Consider the following 19,848-nt stretch of genomic DNA (forward strand, 5'->3'; position numbering starts at 1 on the left):
CCCCTGCCAGCCGACCGTTCCAGCCTCGCCAGCGCCGATTGCGTTGCGATGACCGCCGCGCGGCATGCCGATGACCCTGTGATCCCGGGCACGCGGCGCGGGCGGCGTGGAGATCGTGAACAGGCTCTCAGCGCGGCGCGACATAGCCTCCGGGCACCCCGTGCGGCGACAACACCAGTTGCCACAGCTGGGCGTTGCGGGTGCGGAAGGTCGCCATCGAACCAGCCAGGTAGAACCGCCACATGCGTCTGAAGCGCTCGTCGTAGCGTGCCGGCAACCGGTCCCAGGCGCGCTCGACGTTGTCGCGCCACGCCTGCAGGGTGCGGTCGTAGTCGGCGCCGAAGTTGTGCCAGTCCTCGATCACCAGCCGCCCCTCCACCGCCGCCGCGACCTGCGACGGCGACGGCAGCATCGAGTTGGGGAAGATGTAGCGCGCGATCCACGGGTCGGTGACGTGGCGGGTGAGATTGCCGCCGATGGTGTGCAGCAGGCACAGGCCGTCGTCGCGCAGGCAGCGCCGCACCCTGTCCATGAAGGTCGGGTAGTTGGCGTGGCCGACGTGCTCGAACATGCCGATCGAGATCACCCGGTCGAAACGCTCGTCGACATCGCGATAGTCCTGCAGGCGGATCTCGATCGGCAGTCCCGCGCATAGCTCGCGGGCGAACGCGGCCTGCTCCTGCGAGATCGTGATGCCCACCCCCTCGACGCCATGACGCTCGACCGCGAACTTCAGCATCTCGCCCCAGCCGCAGCCGATGTCGAGCACGCGCATGCCCGGCGCCAGTCCCAGTTTGCGGCAGACCAGGTCGAGCTTGGCCACCTGGGCGCTGTCGAGATCGCCGACGCCGCGCCAGTAGCCGCAGCTGTAGACCAGGCGCTTGCCGAGCATCGCCCGATACAGGTCGTTGCCCAGGTCGTAGTGGCGGCGCCCGACCTCGCGGCTGCGGCGCCGGGTCTGCTGGTTGAACCAGCGTCCGCGCCAGCGGTCGAGGGCGGCCTGCCAGCCCATCACCCGCCGGTCGAGCCGGGCCCGCATCAGCCGCGCCAGCATGCCGTCCAGCGACGCGACCTCCCACCAGTGGTCCATGTAGGACTCGCCCAGCCCGAGCGAGCCCTGCGCGATCACGCGCGCATAGAAGCGGTCGTCGAGAATCCGCGGGTCGCACTCGCCGCCGCCGCCGACGCGCACGCCGGCTTCGGCCAACAGTCGATCCACCCTGCGCTTGATCGGAGAATGCGTTCCGGCCATGGCACCATCGCGTCGCGACAATTCGGGCTCGACCCTACTGTCCGGGCACTGACGCCGGCGTCAAGACGGCGCCGCGCGAGCGCCCGCCCCGCGCTATCGGGTCGAGAACAGTTTCCGGTACTGCTCGGCGACGTACGGCAGCAGCGCCGATGCCGGCAACTGCACCACCTGCTCGCCATCCGAGTACGGCCCCACCTGGTACGGCGGGAACACGAAGCGGATCGCCTCGATACGCCCGTCGCGCCCGACGACAGGCTCGAACTCGCTGTAGTTCTCCGCCTCCGGGCCGGTGCCGTCCTCGATCATCCGGCGCGCATCGCGCATCATCCGCTCGCGCTCGCCCGGCGACAGTTCGTCGGCATCCAGGCGCTGCGACAGCGCGGTGTGCAGCGACTCCCTGACCTGCGAGGCGATCTCGGCCCAGCCGTCGCCGTCGGCGGGAAACAGGTCGGTGATCCGCAGCCGCTGCTGCTGCTCGGGCAGCCACACGAAGCGGGCCAGCAGCGGCGAGCTGTGGGCGCCGCCGGTGTAGCTGCTGCCGTCGGCGGCGATCGCGAACAACTGCGGTGTATTGGCGACCTCGGTGAAGGTCAGCGACAGGTCGTACAGGGTCGCCGCCTCGCCCTCGGTGCGCGCGGCGACCGCCTGCATCAGGTCCTCGCGGGCATCGTCGGCATAGCGCTTGAGTTCGGCCGCCAGTCCCGGGTACTTCATCGCCGAAGGCGGATAGGTGATGCCGACCACGTAGTCGGAGGTGACCTCGGACACGTCCTTGAGCTCGACCGGCTCGGGCGCGGGCGCAGGCTCCGGCGTTCCGGGTTCGGGCGTCCCGCCGGCGGCCTGGCTCGACGGCGCATCGGCCGCCGGCGCCTGGCCGCGATCGCAGGCGGACAGGACAACGAGGCTGGAAAGGATCAACGCGGGAACAACGATCGGGGGGGAAGAAACGCGACGCATAAACTCCGTCCTGGGAGGCAATGCGGCCACGTTAACGTTCCCGATGTGATGCAGCGGTCACGAAACCAGCGGAACCGTGCCGCATCGCTTGCGGCACGGCGTGGGTGTGCGGGCGCGACGGCGGCTCAGGCCAGCAGGGTCTGGTACTCCGGCCGCCGCTTCACCCAGGCCTCGGCATAGGAACACTGCGTCACCACCTTCAACTGCGCCTGGCGCGCATAGTCAAAAGCGGCCCGGACCAGGTGGCTGGCGATGCCGCGACCACCGATCGCCTCCGGCACCCAGGTGTGGGTCACCACCAGGGTCCGCCCGTCCATGCGGTAGTCCAGATAGGCCTTGGTCCCGTCGATGGTGGTGGCGAACCGGTGGACGCCGGTGTCGTGATGGATCGTCGGCGCGTCGGCGGGGGTCTGTTCGGTCATGCAACTGCTCCAGGGGTCGACTTTGGCTTGGGCGGCCGCCGGAGCCGGGACCGCCCCGACCCATCGCACCCCGCCCATCGGGGGCCGGCCGCCCCCCAAGTATTAACACGAGCGGCCGCCGCTGCCTGCACGCCGGATGTGTCGGGATTTGGTTGCGTTTCAGGTCGGATCGCCCCGAACAGCGGCCAGCTTTGACGTACTGCGTCACATTTTTGGCCGGAATCCGCCTGTGCGGACGTGATCAAGGATTGGCACGGTATGTGCGTCAGCCTCAGCAGGGCGACACACAGGGGGAGCAAGGCAATGACCGGCAACCAGATCGCTATGATCCAGTCCGCCAGCGATTCGGTCCTGATCGACCGGCTGTTCGCACTCGCGCGCAACGGCGAGGCTGGCGATGAATTCGACGTCATCGATGTCGAGGTCTACGAGCGCCTCGCCCGCTCCTACGGCCAGTCCCCGGATGAGCTGATCCGCGAGGATCACCCGCTCGCGGCCTGACCCGGCCGCATCGCGCGCAGGCTGCGCGCAACGGCGCCCCCGCGACAGTCCCGAAGCTGCCGCGGCGCCCATGCGGGGCACCCGGCCCGGCCCGGCCCTACATGAACGAGGGCCGGGTCAACTGGTTCAGGAAGTGCTCGCCGACCCGCGGTTCCATGAACAGCATGAACAGCACCCCGTAGATCGCGCCCGACAGGTGCGCGCTGTGATTGATGTTGTCGCCGCCGTTGCGGTCCATCCAGAACGAATAGGCGACATAGGCGACCGCGTACAGGATCGCCGGCACCGGCAGGAAGAACACGAAGATCAGCGACCACGGCGCCAGCAGGATGTAGGCGAACAGCACCGCCGACACCGCCCCCGAGGCGCCGAGGCTGCGGTAGTGCGGGTCGCGGCGGTGGCGGATCCAGGTCGGCAGGATCGCGATCACGATCGCCGACAGGTAGAACAGCACGAAGCCCGGGTAGCCGATCCGCGGCAGGAAGAACGGCTCGATCGCGCGGCCGAAGAAGAACAGCGTGATCATGTTGAACAGCAGGTGCTGCCAGTCGGCATGGATGAAGCCATGCGTGATCAGGCGGTCGTACTGGTGTTTGCGCTCGATCGCCGGCGGCCACAGGATCAGCCGTTCGATCAGCCGCGGCTTCTCGAAGGCCTGCCAGCTCACCAGCACGGTGATCGCGATCAGGATCAGGGTCGACATCGTCTATCCGCTTCGGTTATCGGCGCCGGAATCGCGTCCGGCGGTTCCGGGATTGTGATCAGGCGCTGCGGTAATGGTCCTGCATCGGGTAGCGGCGCGCATACAGCCCGAACGCCGCCGCCGCGACGAAGGCGAACCCGGCGAAGAAGAACATCAGGAACGCGTTCTCGCTCAGGCCGGTGCTGGCGATCTGCGCGGTCACCGAGTCGTTGCGGACCGCGGCATTGGTCATCAGCACCCACAGGTTGCCGTAGGACACCGACAACAGCCAGAAGCTCATGATCGTGCCCTTCATCGAGCGCGGCGCCTGGCTGTAGGCGAACTCCAGACCGGTCGCCGACACCAGCACCTCGCCGAAGGTCAGCAGCAGGTAAGGCAGGATCTGCCAGGCCAGCGAGACCGGGTCGCCGCCGTCGATATACAACTGGATCAGGCCGGCGACGATCCAGGCCAGGCCCGAGAACGCGATGCCGAAGCCCATCCGCCGCAGCGCGGTCGGCGCGAAGCCCATGCGGCGCAGCAGCGGATACAGCACCAGGTTGTTGAACGGGATCAGCAGGATGACCATGATCGGGTTCAGCGCCTGCATCTGCCCGGCGGTCACCACCAGCCAGCTCGGCCACCACCACAACTCGTGCGGGATGTGCATGGTCTGGCCCTGCAGCACCCAGGTCGAGGCCTTCTGGTCGAACAGCGACCAGAACGGGGTGACCAGGGCGAACACGATCAGGATCCGCAGCACCGCGCGCACGCCCTCGATCGCGCTGGCCGGGTGCCGGTCGGTCGCGCGCCCGAGCTGCATCGACGCGCCGGTGCCGACCAGGGCGATCAGCAGCCCCAGGCCGATCAGCACCGCCTTGACGAAGCCCATCGGCGGAATCAGCGCCAGCGAGGCGAGCGCCAGCACCACGCCGGCGATCGCGACGAAGGTGCCGGCGCCCTTGCCCGGCGCCGGTCCGAACAGCGCGCTGCGCACCACGTTGAGGAAGGAGTCCGGGTCCGGCGGCGACGGCGGCACGTGCACGTACTTGCGGCGCCCGGCCCAGAAGATCACCGTGGCGATGAACATCAACAGCCCCGGGATGCCGAACGCCACGCTCGGCCCGTAGTTGCGCAGGAAGATCGGCATCAGCAGCGAGGCGAAGAAGCTGCCGAAATTGATCGTCCAGTAGAACGCGTCGTAGACGATCTTCGCCAGCGACTTGTTGCTCTGGTCGAACTGGTCGCCGACGAAGGCCGAGACCAGCGGCTTGATGCCGCCCGAGCCCAGCGCGATCAGGAACAGACCGGTGTAGAAGCCGGTGCGGTTCTCCTCGAACAGCGCCAGGCAGGCATGGCCGGCGCAGTACACCAGCGACAGCCACAGCACCGTGTTGTACTTGCCGAAGAAGCGGTCGGACAGCCAGCCGCCCAGCAGCGGGAAGAAGTACACGCCGATGACGAAGGTGTGGAAGATGTCCTTGGCCGCGCCCTCGCGGTCCGCTTCCGGCAGGTAGGCCAGCAGGATGCTGCTGACCAGGAACGGCACCAGGATGTTGCGCATCCCGTAGAAGCTGAAGCGCTCGCAGGCCTCGTTGCCGATGATGTAGGGAATCTGCCGGGGCAACTGCCCGGCGCCGGCGCTCGCGGCGGTGGTGTTCGACATCAAGTGGTTCCGGGTACTGGCACGAAGGGCCAAGACTACCCCAGAGCGCCCGACCTTTGGGATATCCAGCTTGGCCTATCGCGCCATTGATCTCCCTCAGAGATTCAGCCCCAAGGCTCGGACGCTTTCTACATTCACTTGCGGATGAGCGCAAGCGCAACAGATCCTCGCCGCAATGGAGAGGACCCAAGAACAATGACTTGAATACAGCCGCGCACAGAGCATCACCGCCAGTACTTACAGATGGCGCCAACGCCTCCACCCAGCCAATCGACCTCAGAAAATCGCGATTATTCCCGAGGCAGGCAAGGATCATTCAACAGGTCCGACATCGAGGGAACATCATTCAATGACTGATAATAATTGATCCCTACCGGCTGCCACCGATCTACGGAGTTTCGATATACGACACCAAAACTTCGATACAGGCGATCACTCTTCGATATCCCGCCGACAATCAAACACCCAATCATTTCATCCGTGTCGACAGATCGATAAGTCTTCTGCCTAATCGTTACGACGCGAGAAAAACAGCTGAGCGAAGGAACATACCCGCACGGGTCCGCCACGGAAATAAAGCCCGCATAGTCTTCCTGCTTGAGAAACTCGCCAAATATCGCTGCCGCATCCTCAAGATCGCGCACACCTCTATTTCTATTCTCCAGAAAGTCAACAATCAGACATTGCTCACTATCGCATTCCCGACCCTGATCCTGATCGGCATGAACCGGCGCCGAGCATGCCAAAGTCAGCGCAAGGACGCATAGAGAGAAGGGAGAAAAACAACGGCCCATCTGAAGCACCTCAATAATATATGCCGTCAATCATTCTGCCCGCGCCACGCCGCCTCAACCGCGAACGCTGGTTGCCCAGCGACCAGGCAGCACGATCATTCAGTGTAGACCCAGCACTCCCGCGACTGCTCTCCGGCGAGTAGTCCAGAAAACCACAGCAGACCGAAGAGACAATGACCGGAGGAGCACGACGTCGGCCTTGGCAACCCGATGCCGACATGCATCAGCCCCTGTCATCACCACACACAATCATGCCTCTCCCAGCGCCGACCACACTTCTATCGCGGCCAGACATAATTATTGCCCTTGACTCTCCGTACACAACCACCCTGATCATCGAAGAGCCATCCGACACCCGAGCAACTTCATATTCACGAAAAACCAAGTCATGATAGGTGCCAGAAGACAGTTCTTTGCTACTAAAAACACCATCACTTTCCGGCTTTAGCATACCAACCCGAGCAGCAGGAAGCACAATCACCGTCAGCCCGCTCAACTCATCGAAGAAAGCGGTCGCGCCTTCACTCTCCCCCACTTCTGACGCCATGCCAGAACCAGGCACCAAGTTACAAGATGGTGAAACCCGGTATATATCGACATTGTTTGCCGAACAAGCAGCCACACTCAGCAGCGCCAACAGCATAACTTTACGGGACCCCATACAAACACCTCACTGATGCCACCCGGAATGGCGAAAGAAAGCCCTCCAAAAGAAGAAACTCCACTCACTCAGCTTAAAGTCAGTTGCCACCCCAAGTTCACTCCAACCTCTGATTCATCCATGAATCACCCATACTCCCCACACTCCAATCCCTTAGACCCGTAAAGCACAACAGGAGCCGCCAGAACAGCAATACGTCCAGAAGAGCCGACCCGATCATTTCTCATTCCGGCAATGGAACACCCGGCTTGCAAACTCGAGTCGTCGCAGCATATCGGAACCAACCACGCCACCCGGATGGCCCCAAGCCATGGCTCAGATCCCGGCCACTTGCCCCATGGAACTACGTTGCCATGTCGCAAACCCAAACGGGCTCGCTGGGCCGCGAACGCACCAGAACGCCATCCGTTTCATCCCGGTAGACAAGTACGAGGAAGTAGCATTTCGGCAGGCGAAAAAAGTGGTCCTGAATCCTTTGCTTCGAAAAGCGCCTGGATAGGGAAACAGCCGGCTGAACGCGGTTAATCCCCTGCCTCTCCTCATCCACACCGCCCCGCCCACCTGGCGGGAACCCGACGGAGAATGCCTGTAGCAGCTCACGGGTTTCTGGATCGTACGCATAAAGCAGAAAGCCGCTCGCCTCCCCCAACTGAAAGGGCGCGATCGTCAACGGCTCGGAATGATTGTTCTCCAGACCCAGGACATAGCCATCCGACACCGGGGTGATGGTCACCGAGACCTGGAACCCGTCCTCACCCGCCGCCGAGAGGGGAGAAAGCAGAAGAACCAGAAGGCGCGCAAACCAACCTACACGATCGAACTTCATGAAAGCTGCCTCCGCCTCATGCCACGCAGCACATTCGGCACGGATCGAGGCCATGCGAACCCGAAGGTCATGGCTGCCACCGACCCACTTCAAACACGACAGGAGGCCAATACTTGCTCATGCGGCGTATGGGCCGTATGGCTTGAGGCCCGCATGGATTGAAGCCTGATGGCTGATGGCTGATGGATCGTTGCTGATCCAGAATTCGAATGGAGTCCACGGGAGTCTGGGCGCCCTCGTGCTCCAGCGACCATTTGCTGATGCAGATTCTCAAGGCTCTTCCATCGTCGAGCCATACCGAATCGCCAGGCGCCGATTGAGGATGAAGAATCAACAACTTGGCACCATCGTACTTCCCCGGCTCGGTGACCAGGACCTTGGTGAAGGTCCGGACTTCATAGGATCCGTCCATGAAATGATCGTACTCGGTGAGATACCTCGAACCGGACACTTCCACTGAAACCGGCATGTCACCTGGTACTTCACAGTCACCCGATACTTCGAGGTCGATCGTGGCGATCGAAGCGCAGGCCGCTATCGTCAATGGCAAGACCAGTGACATCAAGACCGAAAATCGCATGGCCGTCTCCCGCCATTCCATCAGATCCGAAACATCGACGCGAAGGCGTCAGGTCAGGCCGAGAGGCAAACCTCCCGGGACAGGATGAAGAGCCCTTCGACCGTCATTGTCGATGGTGCCGAAAAACCGCCGGTACCGACAGGCGCCCACCTCCTGTCGCTTCCTTGGCCACGCCGTGCCGCCGCGGGTTCGGTCAACACTGCTGACACCCGCTGTCGGTAGCCCTTCCCCATCGCCCTGGTGACGCGGCAACGCTCCGCTACCATACGCCGGTCCTCCACAAGGCCCGCCGATGATGATCCGCACCCTGCCCGCCGTCCTCGCCCTGGCGCTGTCCGCCCTGTCCCCCGCCGCCGCGGCCGCGACCGCCCCCGGCGACACCGCGCTGACCACCGTCGCCGAACGCAGCGGTTTCGTCAGGACCGGCCGCTACGACGAGGTCATCGCGCTGTGCGAGGCCTTCGCCGTCCGCTATCCGGACGCGGTGCGCTGCCAGAGTTTCGGCACCAGCCCCGAGGGGCGGCCGATGAAGTTGTTGGTCGTCTCCCAGTCGGGCGCGTTCACCCCGGAACAGGCGCGCGCCCAGGGGCTGCCGGTGACCCTGATCCAGGGCGGCATCCACTCCGGCGAGATCGACGGCAAGGACGCCGGCTTCCTGGCCCTGCGCGAGATGCTCGACGGCGAGATCGCGTCCGATGTCCTGCGTGAGCAGGTGCTGCTGTTCGTGCCGGTGTTCAACGTCGACGGCCACGAGCGCTTCAAGGCCTGGAACCGCCCCAACCAGCGCGGCCCCGAGGAGATGGGCTGGCGCACCACCGCGCAGAACTACAACCTCAACCGCGACTACGCCAAGGCCGACACGCCGGAAATGCGGGCGATGCTGGCGCTGTACGGCAAGTGGGACCCGCTGGCCTACATCGACCTGCACGTCACCGACGGCGCGCAGTTCGAGCACGACATCTCGATCATGGTCGAGCCCGTCCACGCTGGCGACGAGCCCCTGCGCGAGGTCGGTCTGGCGTTCCGCGACGGGGTGATCGCACGGCTGGCCGAACAGGGCTCGCTGCCGCTGCCGTTCTACCCCTCGTTCGTGGAATACGACAACCCGGCCTCCGGTTTCGCCGACGGCGTCGCGCCGCCGCGCTTCTCGCACGGCTACACCCTGCTGCGCAATCGCCTGGGGATGCTGGTCGAGACCCACTCCTGGCGCACCTACCCCGAGCGCGTGCGCGCCACCCACGACACCATCATCGCCTCGCTGCAGCTGCTGGCCGCGCACGGCCGGCAGTGGCAGGCGGTCGCGCGCGCGGCCGATGCGCGCGCCAGCCGGCTGGCCGGCCGCGAGGTCCCGCTGGACTACAAGGCCACCGAGCAGGCGCGCACGATCGAATTCCGCGGCTACGCCTATACCCGCACGCCGTCCGAGGTCTCCGGCGCGCTGATGACCCGCTACGACGAGACCACGCCGCAGGTCTGGAAGATCCCGCTGCGCGACCGGATCGTGCCCGACAAGGTCGCGACGGTGCCGGCCGGCGGCTATATCGTGCCGGTCGAGCACGCGGCGATGGTCGCGGCCCTGCTCGAGGTGCACGGACTGCGCCATGTCCGCCTGGACGCCCCACTGTCGCGGGCCCCGGTCGAAGTGTTCCGCGCCACCAGCAGCGAGTTCGCGGCCCAGCCGCTGGAGGGCCATCAGCGCGTGAGCATTGACGGCGACTGGACGCCGGCCACCCGCGACATCCGCGCCGGCGCCCTGTTCGTGCCCTCGGCCCAGCCCGGCATCCGCCTGGCGATGGCCCTGCTGGAGCCGCGCGCCCCGGACGCGCTGGCGGCCTGGGGTGAGTTCAACAACGCCTTCGAGCGCAAGGAGTACATGGAGGACTACGTCGCCGAGGAGGTCGCCCGGCAGATGCTGGCCAGCGACCCGGCGGTGAAGGCGGAATTCGAGCGCCGGCTGCGCGAGGACGAAGCGTTCGCCGCCGATCCGCGCGCACGGCTGGACTTCTTCTACCGCCGCCACGCCTCCTGGGACGACCGCCACGGGCTGTACCCGGTGATGCGTACCGCACGGGTGCCGGCCGGCGCCCACTGACGGCACCCGCCATCGTCGCCGTGGCTTCAGCCGGCGCGGCGACGGTGGCGATGACATCGCCACCACGTCACGGCCTCGATACTGGCGCGCCCGGCCCCTCCGGGCCGTCCCCAGGAGTATCCATGCCGTCGTTTCGCCGTTCTCCCCCGATCCTGTCCATCCTCGCACTGGCCACGAGCCTCGCCGTGGCCGGCTGCCAGCCGGATCCGGGCGCGCCGGCGCCCTCGACGGCCGGCGACAGCGACAACGCAAGCCAGGCGGCCCCGGCCCGGTCCCGCATCGTGGGCAGCGCGCTCTACCGCGAGCGGATCGCGACGCCGCCCGGGGCCTATCTGCGGGTGCAACTGATCGACAACCTGCTGGCCGACACGCCCAAGGCGGTCCTGGCCGAAACCCGGGTCGAGAACATCGGCCCGCCGCCGATCGGTTTCGAGCTGGACTACGACCCGGCCAGCCTCCGCGGCGATGGCCAGTACGGCCTGCACGCGTCGCTGTACGGCCCCGACGAGAGCCTGTTGTTCGTCACCGACGTCCGCCACGCGCTCCAGCCCGGCAGCGAAGCGCCGGTCGAGCTGCTGCTCCGGCACGTGGCCGCCGGCAGCGGCACCGACGCCACCGCGGCTGTCGCCAACGGGGCTCTCACCAACGCTGCTGTCGCCGCCGACGCCGGGCAGCGCCGTCACTGGCAATGCGGCGAACTGCGGGTGGATGCCGATCTCGACGCCACCACCGGCAGTACCACGCTGTCCTTCTCCGGCCGCCGACTGGTACTGGCGCAGACGCCGGCCGCGTCCGGCACCCGCCATGCCGACGATGCCGGCAACGAGTTCCGCAGCAAGGACGAGAACGCGGTGCTGACCCTGGCCGGCCGGCCGCAGCTCGAATGCACCTTGTCCGACACGCCGTCGCCGTGGACCCAGGCCGCCGATCGCGGGATCGGCTTCCGCGCCGCCGGCAACGAACCGGGCTGGTGGATCGAGGTCGGCATGGGCGAGTCGCCCGCGGTCACCGCGACCCTGGACTACGGCGAGCGGGTCCTGGAGATCGCCCACGCCCGCCCCGACGGCGCCGGCTACACCGGAACCACGGCCGACGGCGTCGAACTCAGACTGGAGATCGACCGCCGCCCCTGCACCGACGGCATGAGCGGCGAGGCCTTCGAGGCCGGCGCCAGGCTCCAGGTGGGCGGCAAGGGCTACCGGGGTTGCGGCGCCTTCCTGTTCGACTGAGCGTCGCCGGCACACGGGCAAGGCCGTGCGCGTCGTGGCTTGCCACGGCTTCGCTCCTCCGGGGCCTGGCGGTCAACCGCCGCCGTCAACGCGACAGCGGCCACTCACCGGCGATCGTGTAGGCGTGGTTGTGCTGGATGTCGCTGCGGATCAGCACGATGCGGTCGACCTGCCAGTGGATCGGCGGGTCGATCGCGGAGGTGTCCCAGGGCCTGCGGCAATCGCGGGCGACGGTGACGTGGGGCACCAGCGCCTGCCCCTTGCGGAACTTCACCCCGCTGTGCAGCAGCGCCCGGTCCAGCGCCCCGCGCAAGGCATGCAGGGGCGTCGGTGCGGTGTCGCAGCCCAGCCAGCAGACCCGCGCCGGCGCGAACCCACCGGCGATGTCCAGCGACATTTCGAACGCGTCCGTGGCGGCGCAGGCCGCCTCGGCGGCGGCGCTGGCGGCGTCCAGTTCGCGTGCGTGTTGCCGCGGCCACTCGCCCAGCCAGCGCAAGGTCAGGTGGAAGCGGTGCGGACGCAGCCGGCGGCCGTCATGCGGCTGCGTCGACTCGGCCGCATCCGCGGCGCGCTCGATCCGGGCGCGGGTCGCGTCGTCCGGCCACAGCGCGAAGAACAGGCTGTAACGCGGGGTCGGATCCGGCGTCTCGAAACCGGCCAGTTGCGGCTGCACGCTCATCGATCGCCGCCGCCGGCGGCCCCGCCCTCCGCGCGCAGGTGATCGGCCAGCCCGCCCAGTTGCATGGCCTGGACCTTGTCGACGACCGGGGCGAAGCCGGCCAGGTCGTCCGGCGCATAACCGCCGGCCCGGTAGAACAGGGTGATCCGGGTCGCGCCCTCGCCCGCCTCGGCCAGGCGGAACTCCAGCACGCCATCCACGCCCATGCCCTGCAGCGGGCCCAGACCGCCGGTCATCCGCAATAGCTTGCCGGGCTCGACGAACACCACCTGCATGTGCCGGGCCTGGCGGTCGCCGGCGATCTCGCAGAAGCAGCCGCCGGCACGCGGCTCGATCCGCAACCGCGATTGCGCGCCCCACCAGGTGTGGCCCTTCGGCCACCAGCGATCGACCTCGCCGACCAGGGCCCGCCACGCGGTGTCGGCGTCGACCGCGACCTCGACGCTGTTCTCCAGGGTGAAGCCATCCGCGGCCGAGTCCTTGACCTCGGCCGTGGCGGTGCCGCCCAGGCAGAGCAGCAACAGTGTTGCGACACGGATACGCAGCTTCATGCACGGACCTCCAATGGCGATACGGTTAGGGTACGCCAGCGCCCGTCCGACGGCGACGCGGCGCCTCAGCCGGTGGCGCCCTCCAGCTCGCCCCAACGCGCATAGGCGGCATCGAGCTCGGCCTGGGTCCGGGCGACCTCGTCGGTATGCTCGGCGACCCGGGCCTGATCGCGCTGGAAGAAGGCCGGGTCGTTCATCGCCTCGCTCAGCTCGGCCAGGCGCGTCTCCAGTTGTTCGATCCGCGCCGGCAATTGCTCCAGTTCGCGCGCGTCCTTGTAGCTGAGCTTGCGGCGCGCGGGCGGCGCCGGCGTGGCGGCGGCCGGTTTCGCGGCCCCGCCGGTGGCGTCCGCCGGCTCCGCCGTGCGCGGGTGCGTTGGCGACGGCCGCCGCTGCCGCAGCCAGTCGCTGTAACCGCCCACATATTCGCCGACCCGCCCCTCGCCCTCCATCACCAGGGTCGAGGTCACCACGTTGTCGAGGAAGTCGCGGTCGTGGCTGACCAGCAGCAGGGTGCCCGGGTAATCGGCCAGCAATTCCTCCAGCAGTTCCAGGGTCTCGACGTCGAGGTCGTTGGTCGGCTCGTCCATCACCAGCAGGTTCGAGGGCTGCGCGAACAGCTTGGCCAGCAACAGCCGGTTGCGCTCGCCGCCGGACAGCCGGGTGATCGGGGCCCGCGCCCGCTCCGGAGTGAACAGGAAGTCCTGCAGATAGCCGATCACATGCTTGGACTTGCCGCCGATCTCGACGTGGTCGCGGCCCTCGGCGACGTTCTCCAGCGCGCTCCAGTCCTCGCGCAGGGTCGCGCGGTACTGGTCGAAATAGGCGACCTGCAGGTTGCTGCCCAGTCGCACCTCGCCGCGGGCGGGCTCGAGCTGGCCCAGCAGCAGCTTCAGCAGGGTGGTCTTGCCGCTGCCGTTGGGCCCGATCAGGCCGATCCGGTCGCCGCGCATCACCGCGGTGTCCAGGCCCTGGACCAGCGGCCGTTCGGCGAAGGCGAAACCCAGCCCGCGGGCCTCGATCACCTTGCGCCCGGACGACTCGCCCTGGGCCATCGACATCTTCACGCTGCCCTGCAGCTCGCGCCGCCCGGCGCGCTCGACCCGCATCTGCTTGAGCCGGCGCACCCGCCCCTCGTCGCGGGTGCGGCGCGCCTTGATGCCCTGCCGGATCCAGGCCTCTTCCTGCGCCAGCAGCTTGTCGAAGCGGGCGTTCTCCTGCGCCTCGGCGTTCAAGCGCTCCTCGCGGCGGCGCAGGTAGTTGTTCCAGTCGCCGGGCCAGCTGGTCAGCGCGCCACGGTCGATCTCGACGATCCGGGTCGCCAGCGCGCGCAGGAAGCGGCGGTCATGGGTGATGAACACCAGCGCGCCCGGCCAGTTCTTGAGGAACCCCTCCAACCAGTCGATCGCCTCGATGTCGAGGTGGTTGGTCGGCTCGTCCAGCAACAGCACGTCCGGCGAGGACACCAGCGCCCGGGCCAGCAGCACCCGCCGTTTCATGCCGCCGGACAGGCGCGCGAACACCGCATCGCCGTCCAGTTCCAGCCGCTCGAGCGTCTCGGTCACGCGCTGGTCCAGCGCCCAGCCGTCGGCGGCCTCGATCCGCGCCTGCACCCGCGCCAGCGCCTCGGTGTCGACCGGATCGGCATGGCTGAGGTGGTGGAACTCGGCCAGCCACGCGCCCAGTTCGCCCAAGCCGGCGGCGACCACGTCCCAGACGTCGCCCTCGGCGCCGGCCGGCACCTCCTGTTCGAGGCGGGCGACACGGACACCCTCGCTACGCCGCACTTCGCCGTCGTCCGGCTGCAGGGCGCCGTCGATCAGGCGCAGCAGGGTCGACTTTCCGGCGCCGTTGCGGCCGATCAGGGCGATGCGCTCGCCGGCTTCGATCGAGAGATCGACGCGCTCCAGCAGCAGCGGGCCGCCGACGCTGTAGTCGACGTCGATGAGATTGATCAGGGACATCCGCCCATTCTAGCGGGCCGGCGCGCCGCTTCGCGGCTCAGGAGCTGCAGGACAGCATCGAGCAGCCGGCGCGATCGCGGGCCCAGTCCGGACGGCGGGCGGCGAAGGCCTCGCGGCCGGGCTGTTCGTCGTAGGGCCGGCGCATCACCTCCAGCAGCTCGGTCACGCCCGCGATATCGCCCTGGTGGGCACGGTCGATCGCCTGCTGGGCGAGATAGTTGCGCAACACGTAGCGGGGGTTGGTCGCCTTCATCAAAGCGCAGCGGTGCTCGTCGGGAAGCGGGTCCTCGTCGACGCGCTTCGCGTAGGCGGCCAGCCACTGCAGCAGCGCCGGCGCCACCGCCTCGCGCTTGTCGGCGTCGTAGAACGCCGCATCCAGCGCGTCCAGCGACGGCGCCGACAGGTCCACTCCGGGCAACCCGCGGAAGAACAGGGTCATGTCGATCTCGCCGGCCTTCAGCAGCTCGCGCAGGGACTGCATCAGGGCGATGTCGTCGTCGCGGCAGGCCTCCAGTCCCAGCTTGGCCGCGGTATTGCCGCGTTCGGCGCGGTTGAATGCGTCCACGTAGCGGCGCAGCCCGTCCTGCAACGCCTCGACACCGTCGAACAACGGCGCCAATGCGCCGGCGAGACGGCCGAGGTTCCAGTAGGCGACCTGCGGCTGCTGGCCGAAGCGGTAGCGGCGATGCGTCGCGTCGGTGGTGTTCGGGGTCCAGTCCGGGTCGTAGTCGTCGATCCATCCGTAGGGCCCGTAGTCGATGGTCAGGCCGAGGATCGACATGTTGTCGGTGTTCATCACCCCGTGCACGAACCCCACCCGCATCCAGTCGGCGACCATCGCCGCGGTGCGCTCGCAGACCTCGCCGAACCAGTCGCCGTACAAGGCCTCGCCCGCGCCGGACCGGTGCCGTTCGGACAGATGCGCGAAATCGCGGCGGATGCAGAAGTCGACCAGCTGGCGCAACAGCGCCTGGTCGCCGCGCGCGGACGGCAGCTCGAAGTTGCCGAAGCGCAGGAACGAGGGCGCCACCCGGCACACGATCGCGCCCGGTTCGGCCTCCGGATGGCCGTCGTAGAACATGTCGCGCACCACCGTCTCGCCGGTCGCGACCAGGCTCAGCGCGCGCGTGGTCGGCACCCCGAGGTGATGCATCGCCTCGCTGCACAGGAACTCGCGGATCGAGGAGCGCAATACCGCGCGGCCGTCGGCGCTGCGCGAATACGGGGTCGGGCCGGCGCCCTTGAGCTGCAGCTCCCAGCGCTCGCCGGCGGCATCGAGCACCTCGCCCAGTCCGATCGCGCGGCCGTCGCCGAGCTGGCCGGCCCAGTGGCCGAACTGGTGGCCGCCGTAGTTGGCGGCGAACGGCGCCATACCGTCCAGCAGGCGATTGCCGGCCAGCACCGCCGCCGCCAGCGGGCCGTCCATGAAGGCCGCGTCCAGGCCCAGCCGCTCGGCCATCTCCGCCGACCAGGCCAGCATCCGCGGCGCCGGCACCGGGGTCGGCCGCACCGCGGACCAGGCGGCGCCTTCGACCTGGCGGGTGCCGGGCCCCTGGTCGGGATCGCCCGGCATCTCGCGGACAAAGGCGTTGTCGAAGCGTAGTATCGGTGGCGAGGAGATGGGCATTCGGGGACGCGCCGGCAACGCGTTCGGTTCGAAGGGGAGCCCGACCATGATCGCACGCGCTCTGCGCCGGATCTGACGCCCCCCCGAACCGGCAGGCCCGAATTCGCATCGCCGACAACAACAGGGAGCCGCACGACAGGACGCCGGGTAACACAGCTTCGAACCAGGGGGCCACGGTCGATGGGTCTGATCTCCGCATGGCGTGGACGCAGGTGGCGTCGGCCACGGCACCGGCAATTGCCGGCCTCGGAACGCGTTCGGCTGCTCAGGTTCACATTCGCCAAATCGCGCGCCGGACTGACCCTGCTGACCTTCACCATGCCGCTGCTGTTCGCGGTGGGCTGGCTGCGCGACCTGGTGGTGCTCGGCGCGTCGGCGCGCTGGACCCTGCTGTTGCGTCTGGCGCTGGTGCTGGCCCTGCTGATCGCGGCCTGGCTGATCCGCGCTTCCGGCTTCAGCCGCCGCACGGTGGTGTTCGGAATCCTCTACACCCTGGTGTTCAGCGTCGCGATCGCGGCCACCACCGCGATCGAACCCGCCCGACTGAGCCTGACCCACGTGGCGGTCATGCTGATGGCGGTCATCCTGCTGCCGTTCGCGCTGTCGCGGCTGGCCGCGACCGGGATCATCGCGGCGCTGGCCCTGCCGATGTGCGGGCTGCTGTGGCACCTCGGCACGCCGCTGGCGCTGTGGGGCGCCTACGGCCTGTTCTTCGGCGCCGGTTGCGCGATCGGCCTGACCCAGCGCGCGGCCCATCTGGGCGCGTCGGCGGACATCTTCATGCACCGGCAACGATTGCTGGAACGACTGCATCGCGACTCGCTCACCGGCACCGCCAACCGCGACGGCTGGGAAGCGCGCGCCGAGCTCATGCGCCGCACCCATCAGCGCGCCGGCACGCCACTGTCGGTGGTGTATTTCGATCTCGACCACTTCAAGTCGATCAACGACCGCTACGGCCATGCCCGCGGCGACGCCCTGCTGCAGGAAGTATCCACGGTGATGCGTGCACAACTGAGAAAGTACGACCTGCTGGCGCGGATCGGCGGCGAGGAGTTCGTCGCCCTGCTGCCGGACCTGGACGCGGCGGCCGCGACCGGGGTCGCCGAACGCATCCGCCGGGCGGTCGCCGCGATCGACACCCCCGCGTCGGTCACGATCAGCGCCGGAGTGACCCAGGTCCGCGACGGCGAGCCCCTGGAAACCACCACCGACCGCGCCGATGCCGCCCTGCTGGCCGCCAAGCGCCTGGGACGGGATCGGGTCGAGCAGGCCTGAATCCGCCCCTGGACGGGCTCCGCCGGGCCGTTCCGGAGCGGGCCCGCCGCCCCAATCCACGCTGACCCGCGAACCGCGCGACGCACGGGATGCCACCGTCGGAGCGTAGAATGGGCGATTGGCCCTCGCGGGCAGTCCGAGGGAGCCCTCCAATGAACAACGATAGCGCGAACGACGACAGCAGCCCCCTGGGCTTCGGCGATCTCTCGCTTCCCGAGCCCCTGCTCAAGGCCCTGAGCGAGGTCGGCTACGAGTCGCCCTCGCCGATCCAGGCGGCGACCATCCCGCCGCTGCTGGAGGGCCGCGACCTGCTGGGCCAGGCCCAGACCGGCACCGGCAAGACCGCCGCGTTCGCGCTGCCGATCCTGGCCCGGGTCGCCCGCGCCGGCGCGCCCGCCGGCCAGCGCAAGCCACGCGCCCTGGTCCTGGCACCGACCCGCGAGCTGGCGATCCAGGTCGCCGAGGCCTTCCACAAGTACGCCCACCACCTGCCCGGCTTCCAGGTCCTGCCGATCTACGGCGGCCAGAGCTACGGCCCGCAGCTGGCCGCCCTGCGCCGCGGGGTCGATGTCGTGGTCGGCACCCCGGGCCGGATCATCGATCATCTCGAGCGCGGCTCGCTCGACCTGTCCCAGCTCGAGTGCCTGGTCCTGGACGAGGCCGACGAGATGCTGCGGATGGGCTTCATCGACGATGTCGAGGCGGTGCTGAAGAAGACCCCGGAGACGCGCCAGGTCGCGCTGTTCTCGGCGACGATGCCGGCGCCGATCAAGCGCATCGCCCAGACCTACCTGCGCGAACCGGTCGAGATCGCGATCAAGGCCCGCACCACCACCTCCGACAACGTCCGCCAGCGCTACTGGTGGGTCAGCGGCGTGCACAAGCTCGACGCGCTGACCCGGATCCTGGAGGCCGAGCCGTTCGACGCGATGATCATCTTCACGCGGACCAAGCAGGCCACCGAGGAACTGGCCGAGAAGCTGACCGCGCGTGGCTTCGCCGCCGCCGCGATCAACGGCGACGTCCAGCAGCAGCAACGCGAACGCACCGTCCAGCAGCTGCGCGACGGGCGCATCGACGTGCTGGTCGCCACCGATGTCGCCGCCCGCGGCCTCGACGTGGAACGGATCAGCCACGTGCTGAACTACGACATTCCCTACGACACCGAGAGCTACGTCCACCGTATCGGCCGCACCGGCCGCGCCGGCCGCAGCGGCGAGGCGATCCTGTTCGTGACCCCCCGCGAACGCGGCATGCTGCGGGCGATCGAGCGCGCGACCCGCCAGGCGATCGAGGCGATGGAGCTGCCGAGCATCGACACCGTCAACGAGCAGCGCGTCAACAAGTTCCTCGGCCGTATCGGCGAATCGCTGGAGCGCGCCGACCTGGCGATGTTCCGCGAGCTGGTCGAACGCTACGAACGCGAGCGCAACGTGCCGATGGCCGAGATCGCCGCCGCCCTCGCCGGCCTGGTCCAGGGCGAACAGCCGCTGCTGCTGGACAAGCCCAAGGACAAGCCGCGCCCCGAGCACCCACGTCCCGGCTCCGACCGCCACGGCGAGCGCGGCCCGCGCAACCGCGGCGAGGCGATGTTCGACGACGCGCGCCCGCGCGAGCGTGGCCCGCACGAACGTGGTCCCCACGTGCCCGATGCCGGAATGGAGACCTTCCGCATCGAGGTCGGCCACACCCATGGGGTCAAGCCGGGCAACATCGTCGGCGCGATCGCCAACGAGGCCGAGCTGGAAAGCCGCTACATCGGCCGCATCGACATCCGCCAGGACCACAGCTACGTCGACCTGCCCGAGGGCATGCCGCGCGAACTGATGGAACACCTGAAGAAGGTCCGGGTCGCCGGCCAGCCGCTGCGGATCAGCCGCCCGGGCAGCATCCCGGAGGACGACGGCCGCCCGCCGCGGCGCCCGCACGGCGGACGCCCGCACCCCGGCAAGCCGCGCGGCAAGCCCGGCCCGCGCGGCCCCAAGAAGCCGCATCGCGGACGCTGAGCCGAACCTGCTGCTTTCGGCGTTGGAGCGGCGGCTCGCATCTGCGATGCGAATCGCCCCCCTGACTCAGGGGGGGAGCCTGCC

At 68.2% G+C, this 19,848-nt stretch carries 17 protein-coding genes; 5 read left to right on the top strand and 12 right to left on the bottom strand.

Features of this window, described 5'->3' with window-relative positions; genetic code table 11:
* Positions 1–127: 127 nt before the first annotated feature.
* From cfa to C9I47_RS09695, 3 genes are all read right to left on the bottom strand, one after another.
* The gene (gene cfa / locus C9I47_RS09685) at positions 128–1,252 is read right to left on the bottom strand and encodes a cyclopropane fatty acyl phospholipid synthase (protein WP_111266557.1); all 1,125 of its coding nucleotides are present in this window, start codon (positions 1,250–1,252) and stop codon (positions 128–130) included.
* A gap of 93 nt (positions 1,253–1,345) precedes the next feature.
* The gene (locus C9I47_RS09690; RefSeq protein WP_223250082.1) at positions 1,346–2,170 is read right to left on the bottom strand and encodes a DUF3298 and DUF4163 domain-containing protein; all 825 of its coding nucleotides are present in this window, start codon (positions 2,168–2,170) and stop codon (positions 1,346–1,348) included.
* A gap of 164 nt (positions 2,171–2,334) precedes the next feature.
* Positions 2,335–2,631 carry a GNAT family N-acetyltransferase gene (locus C9I47_RS09695; RefSeq protein ID WP_111266559.1) on the bottom strand — a complete coding sequence of 99 codons (297 nt, stop codon included), beginning with the start codon at positions 2,629–2,631 and terminating at the stop codon, positions 2,335–2,337.
* A gap of 303 nt (positions 2,632–2,934) precedes the next feature.
* On the opposite strand from C9I47_RS09695, the gene C9I47_RS09700 reads away from it, so the two are divergent.
* Complete coding sequence (locus tag C9I47_RS09700) at positions 2,935–3,132, top strand: hypothetical protein (protein ID WP_111266560.1); 198 nt, start codon at positions 2,935–2,937, stop codon at positions 3,130–3,132.
* A 97-nt stretch (positions 3,133–3,229) separates the two neighbouring features.
* Here C9I47_RS09700 and C9I47_RS09705 read toward each other — a convergent pair whose 3' ends face one another.
* The 5 genes from C9I47_RS09705 to C9I47_RS17575 form a co-directional block, all read right to left on the bottom strand.
* Positions 3,230–3,835: a rhomboid family intramembrane serine protease gene (locus C9I47_RS09705; protein ID WP_111266561.1), complete on the bottom strand. Its 606-nt coding sequence runs from the start codon at positions 3,833–3,835 to the stop codon at positions 3,230–3,232.
* Positions 3,836–3,893: 58 nt separating this feature from the next.
* Positions 3,894–5,480, bottom strand: coding sequence for a POT-type proton-dependent oligopeptide transporter (locus C9I47_RS09710; protein ID WP_111266562.1), 1,587 nt, complete (start codon positions 5,478–5,480; stop codon positions 3,894–3,896).
* A 1,017-nt stretch (positions 5,481–6,497) separates the two neighbouring features.
* Positions 6,498–6,917, bottom strand: a complete 420-nt coding sequence (locus tag C9I47_RS17570) for a hypothetical protein (protein ID WP_145985474.1) — start codon at positions 6,915–6,917, stop codon at positions 6,498–6,500.
* A 361-nt stretch (positions 6,918–7,278) separates the two neighbouring features.
* Positions 7,279–7,761, bottom strand: a complete 483-nt coding sequence (locus C9I47_RS09715) for a hypothetical protein (protein WP_145985475.1) — start codon at positions 7,759–7,761, stop codon at positions 7,279–7,281.
* A gap of 67 nt (positions 7,762–7,828) precedes the next feature.
* A complete protein-coding gene (locus C9I47_RS17575; protein ID WP_145985476.1) occupies positions 7,829–8,341 on the bottom strand; it encodes a hypothetical protein in 513 nt (170 codons plus the stop codon).
* Positions 8,342–8,648: 307 nt separating this feature from the next.
* Here C9I47_RS17575 and C9I47_RS09720 point away from each other — a divergent pair, with 307 nt between their 5' ends.
* Both C9I47_RS09720 and C9I47_RS09725 read left to right on the top strand, forming a co-directional pair.
* Positions 8,649–10,433: a M14 family metallopeptidase gene (locus C9I47_RS09720; RefSeq protein ID WP_407067520.1), complete on the top strand. Its 1,785-nt coding sequence runs from the start codon at positions 8,649–8,651 to the stop codon at positions 10,431–10,433.
* Positions 10,434–10,555: 122 nt separating this feature from the next.
* A complete protein-coding gene (locus C9I47_RS09725) occupies positions 10,556–11,662 on the top strand; it encodes a YbaY family lipoprotein (RefSeq protein ID WP_190238464.1) in 1,107 nt (368 codons plus the stop codon).
* Positions 11,663–11,747: 85 nt separating this feature from the next.
* Here the strand turns inward: C9I47_RS09725 and thpR are convergent, their stop codons facing one another.
* The 4 genes from thpR to C9I47_RS09745 all read right to left on the bottom strand — a co-directional run bounded on the left by thpR (position 11,748) and on the right by C9I47_RS09745 (position 16,480).
* Positions 11,748–12,341, bottom strand: a complete 594-nt coding sequence (gene thpR, locus C9I47_RS09730; protein WP_111266565.1) for an RNA 2',3'-cyclic phosphodiesterase — start codon at positions 12,339–12,341, stop codon at positions 11,748–11,750.
* A complete protein-coding gene (locus C9I47_RS09735; RefSeq protein ID WP_111266566.1) occupies positions 12,338–12,892 on the bottom strand; it encodes an SRPBCC family protein in 555 nt (184 codons plus the stop codon). Before C9I47_RS09735 ends, thpR begins: the two co-directional genes overlap by 4 nt.
* Before the next feature lie 65 nt (positions 12,893–12,957).
* Complete coding sequence (locus C9I47_RS09740) at positions 12,958–14,853, bottom strand: ATP-binding cassette domain-containing protein (RefSeq protein WP_111266567.1); 1,896 nt, start codon at positions 14,851–14,853, stop codon at positions 12,958–12,960.
* A gap of 37 nt (positions 14,854–14,890) precedes the next feature.
* Positions 14,891–16,480: a protein adenylyltransferase SelO gene (locus C9I47_RS09745; protein ID WP_111268069.1), complete on the bottom strand. Its 1,590-nt coding sequence runs from the start codon at positions 16,478–16,480 to the stop codon at positions 14,891–14,893.
* Between the two features lie 318 nt (positions 16,481–16,798).
* On the opposite strand from C9I47_RS09745, the gene C9I47_RS09750 reads away from it, so the two are divergent.
* The gene (locus C9I47_RS09750; protein ID WP_190238466.1) at positions 16,799–17,758 is read left to right on the top strand and encodes a GGDEF domain-containing protein; all 960 of its coding nucleotides are present in this window, start codon (positions 16,799–16,801) and stop codon (positions 17,756–17,758) included.
* A gap of 152 nt (positions 17,759–17,910) precedes the next feature.
* Complete coding sequence (locus tag C9I47_RS09755) at positions 17,911–19,764, top strand: DEAD/DEAH box helicase (RefSeq protein WP_111266569.1); 1,854 nt, start codon at positions 17,911–17,913, stop codon at positions 19,762–19,764.
* Positions 19,765–19,848: the final 84 nt, after the last annotated feature.

The organism is Marilutibacter maris, assembly GCF_003233695.1.
Taxonomy (GTDB): Bacteria; Pseudomonadota; Gammaproteobacteria; order Xanthomonadales; family Xanthomonadaceae; genus Marilutibacter; species Marilutibacter maris.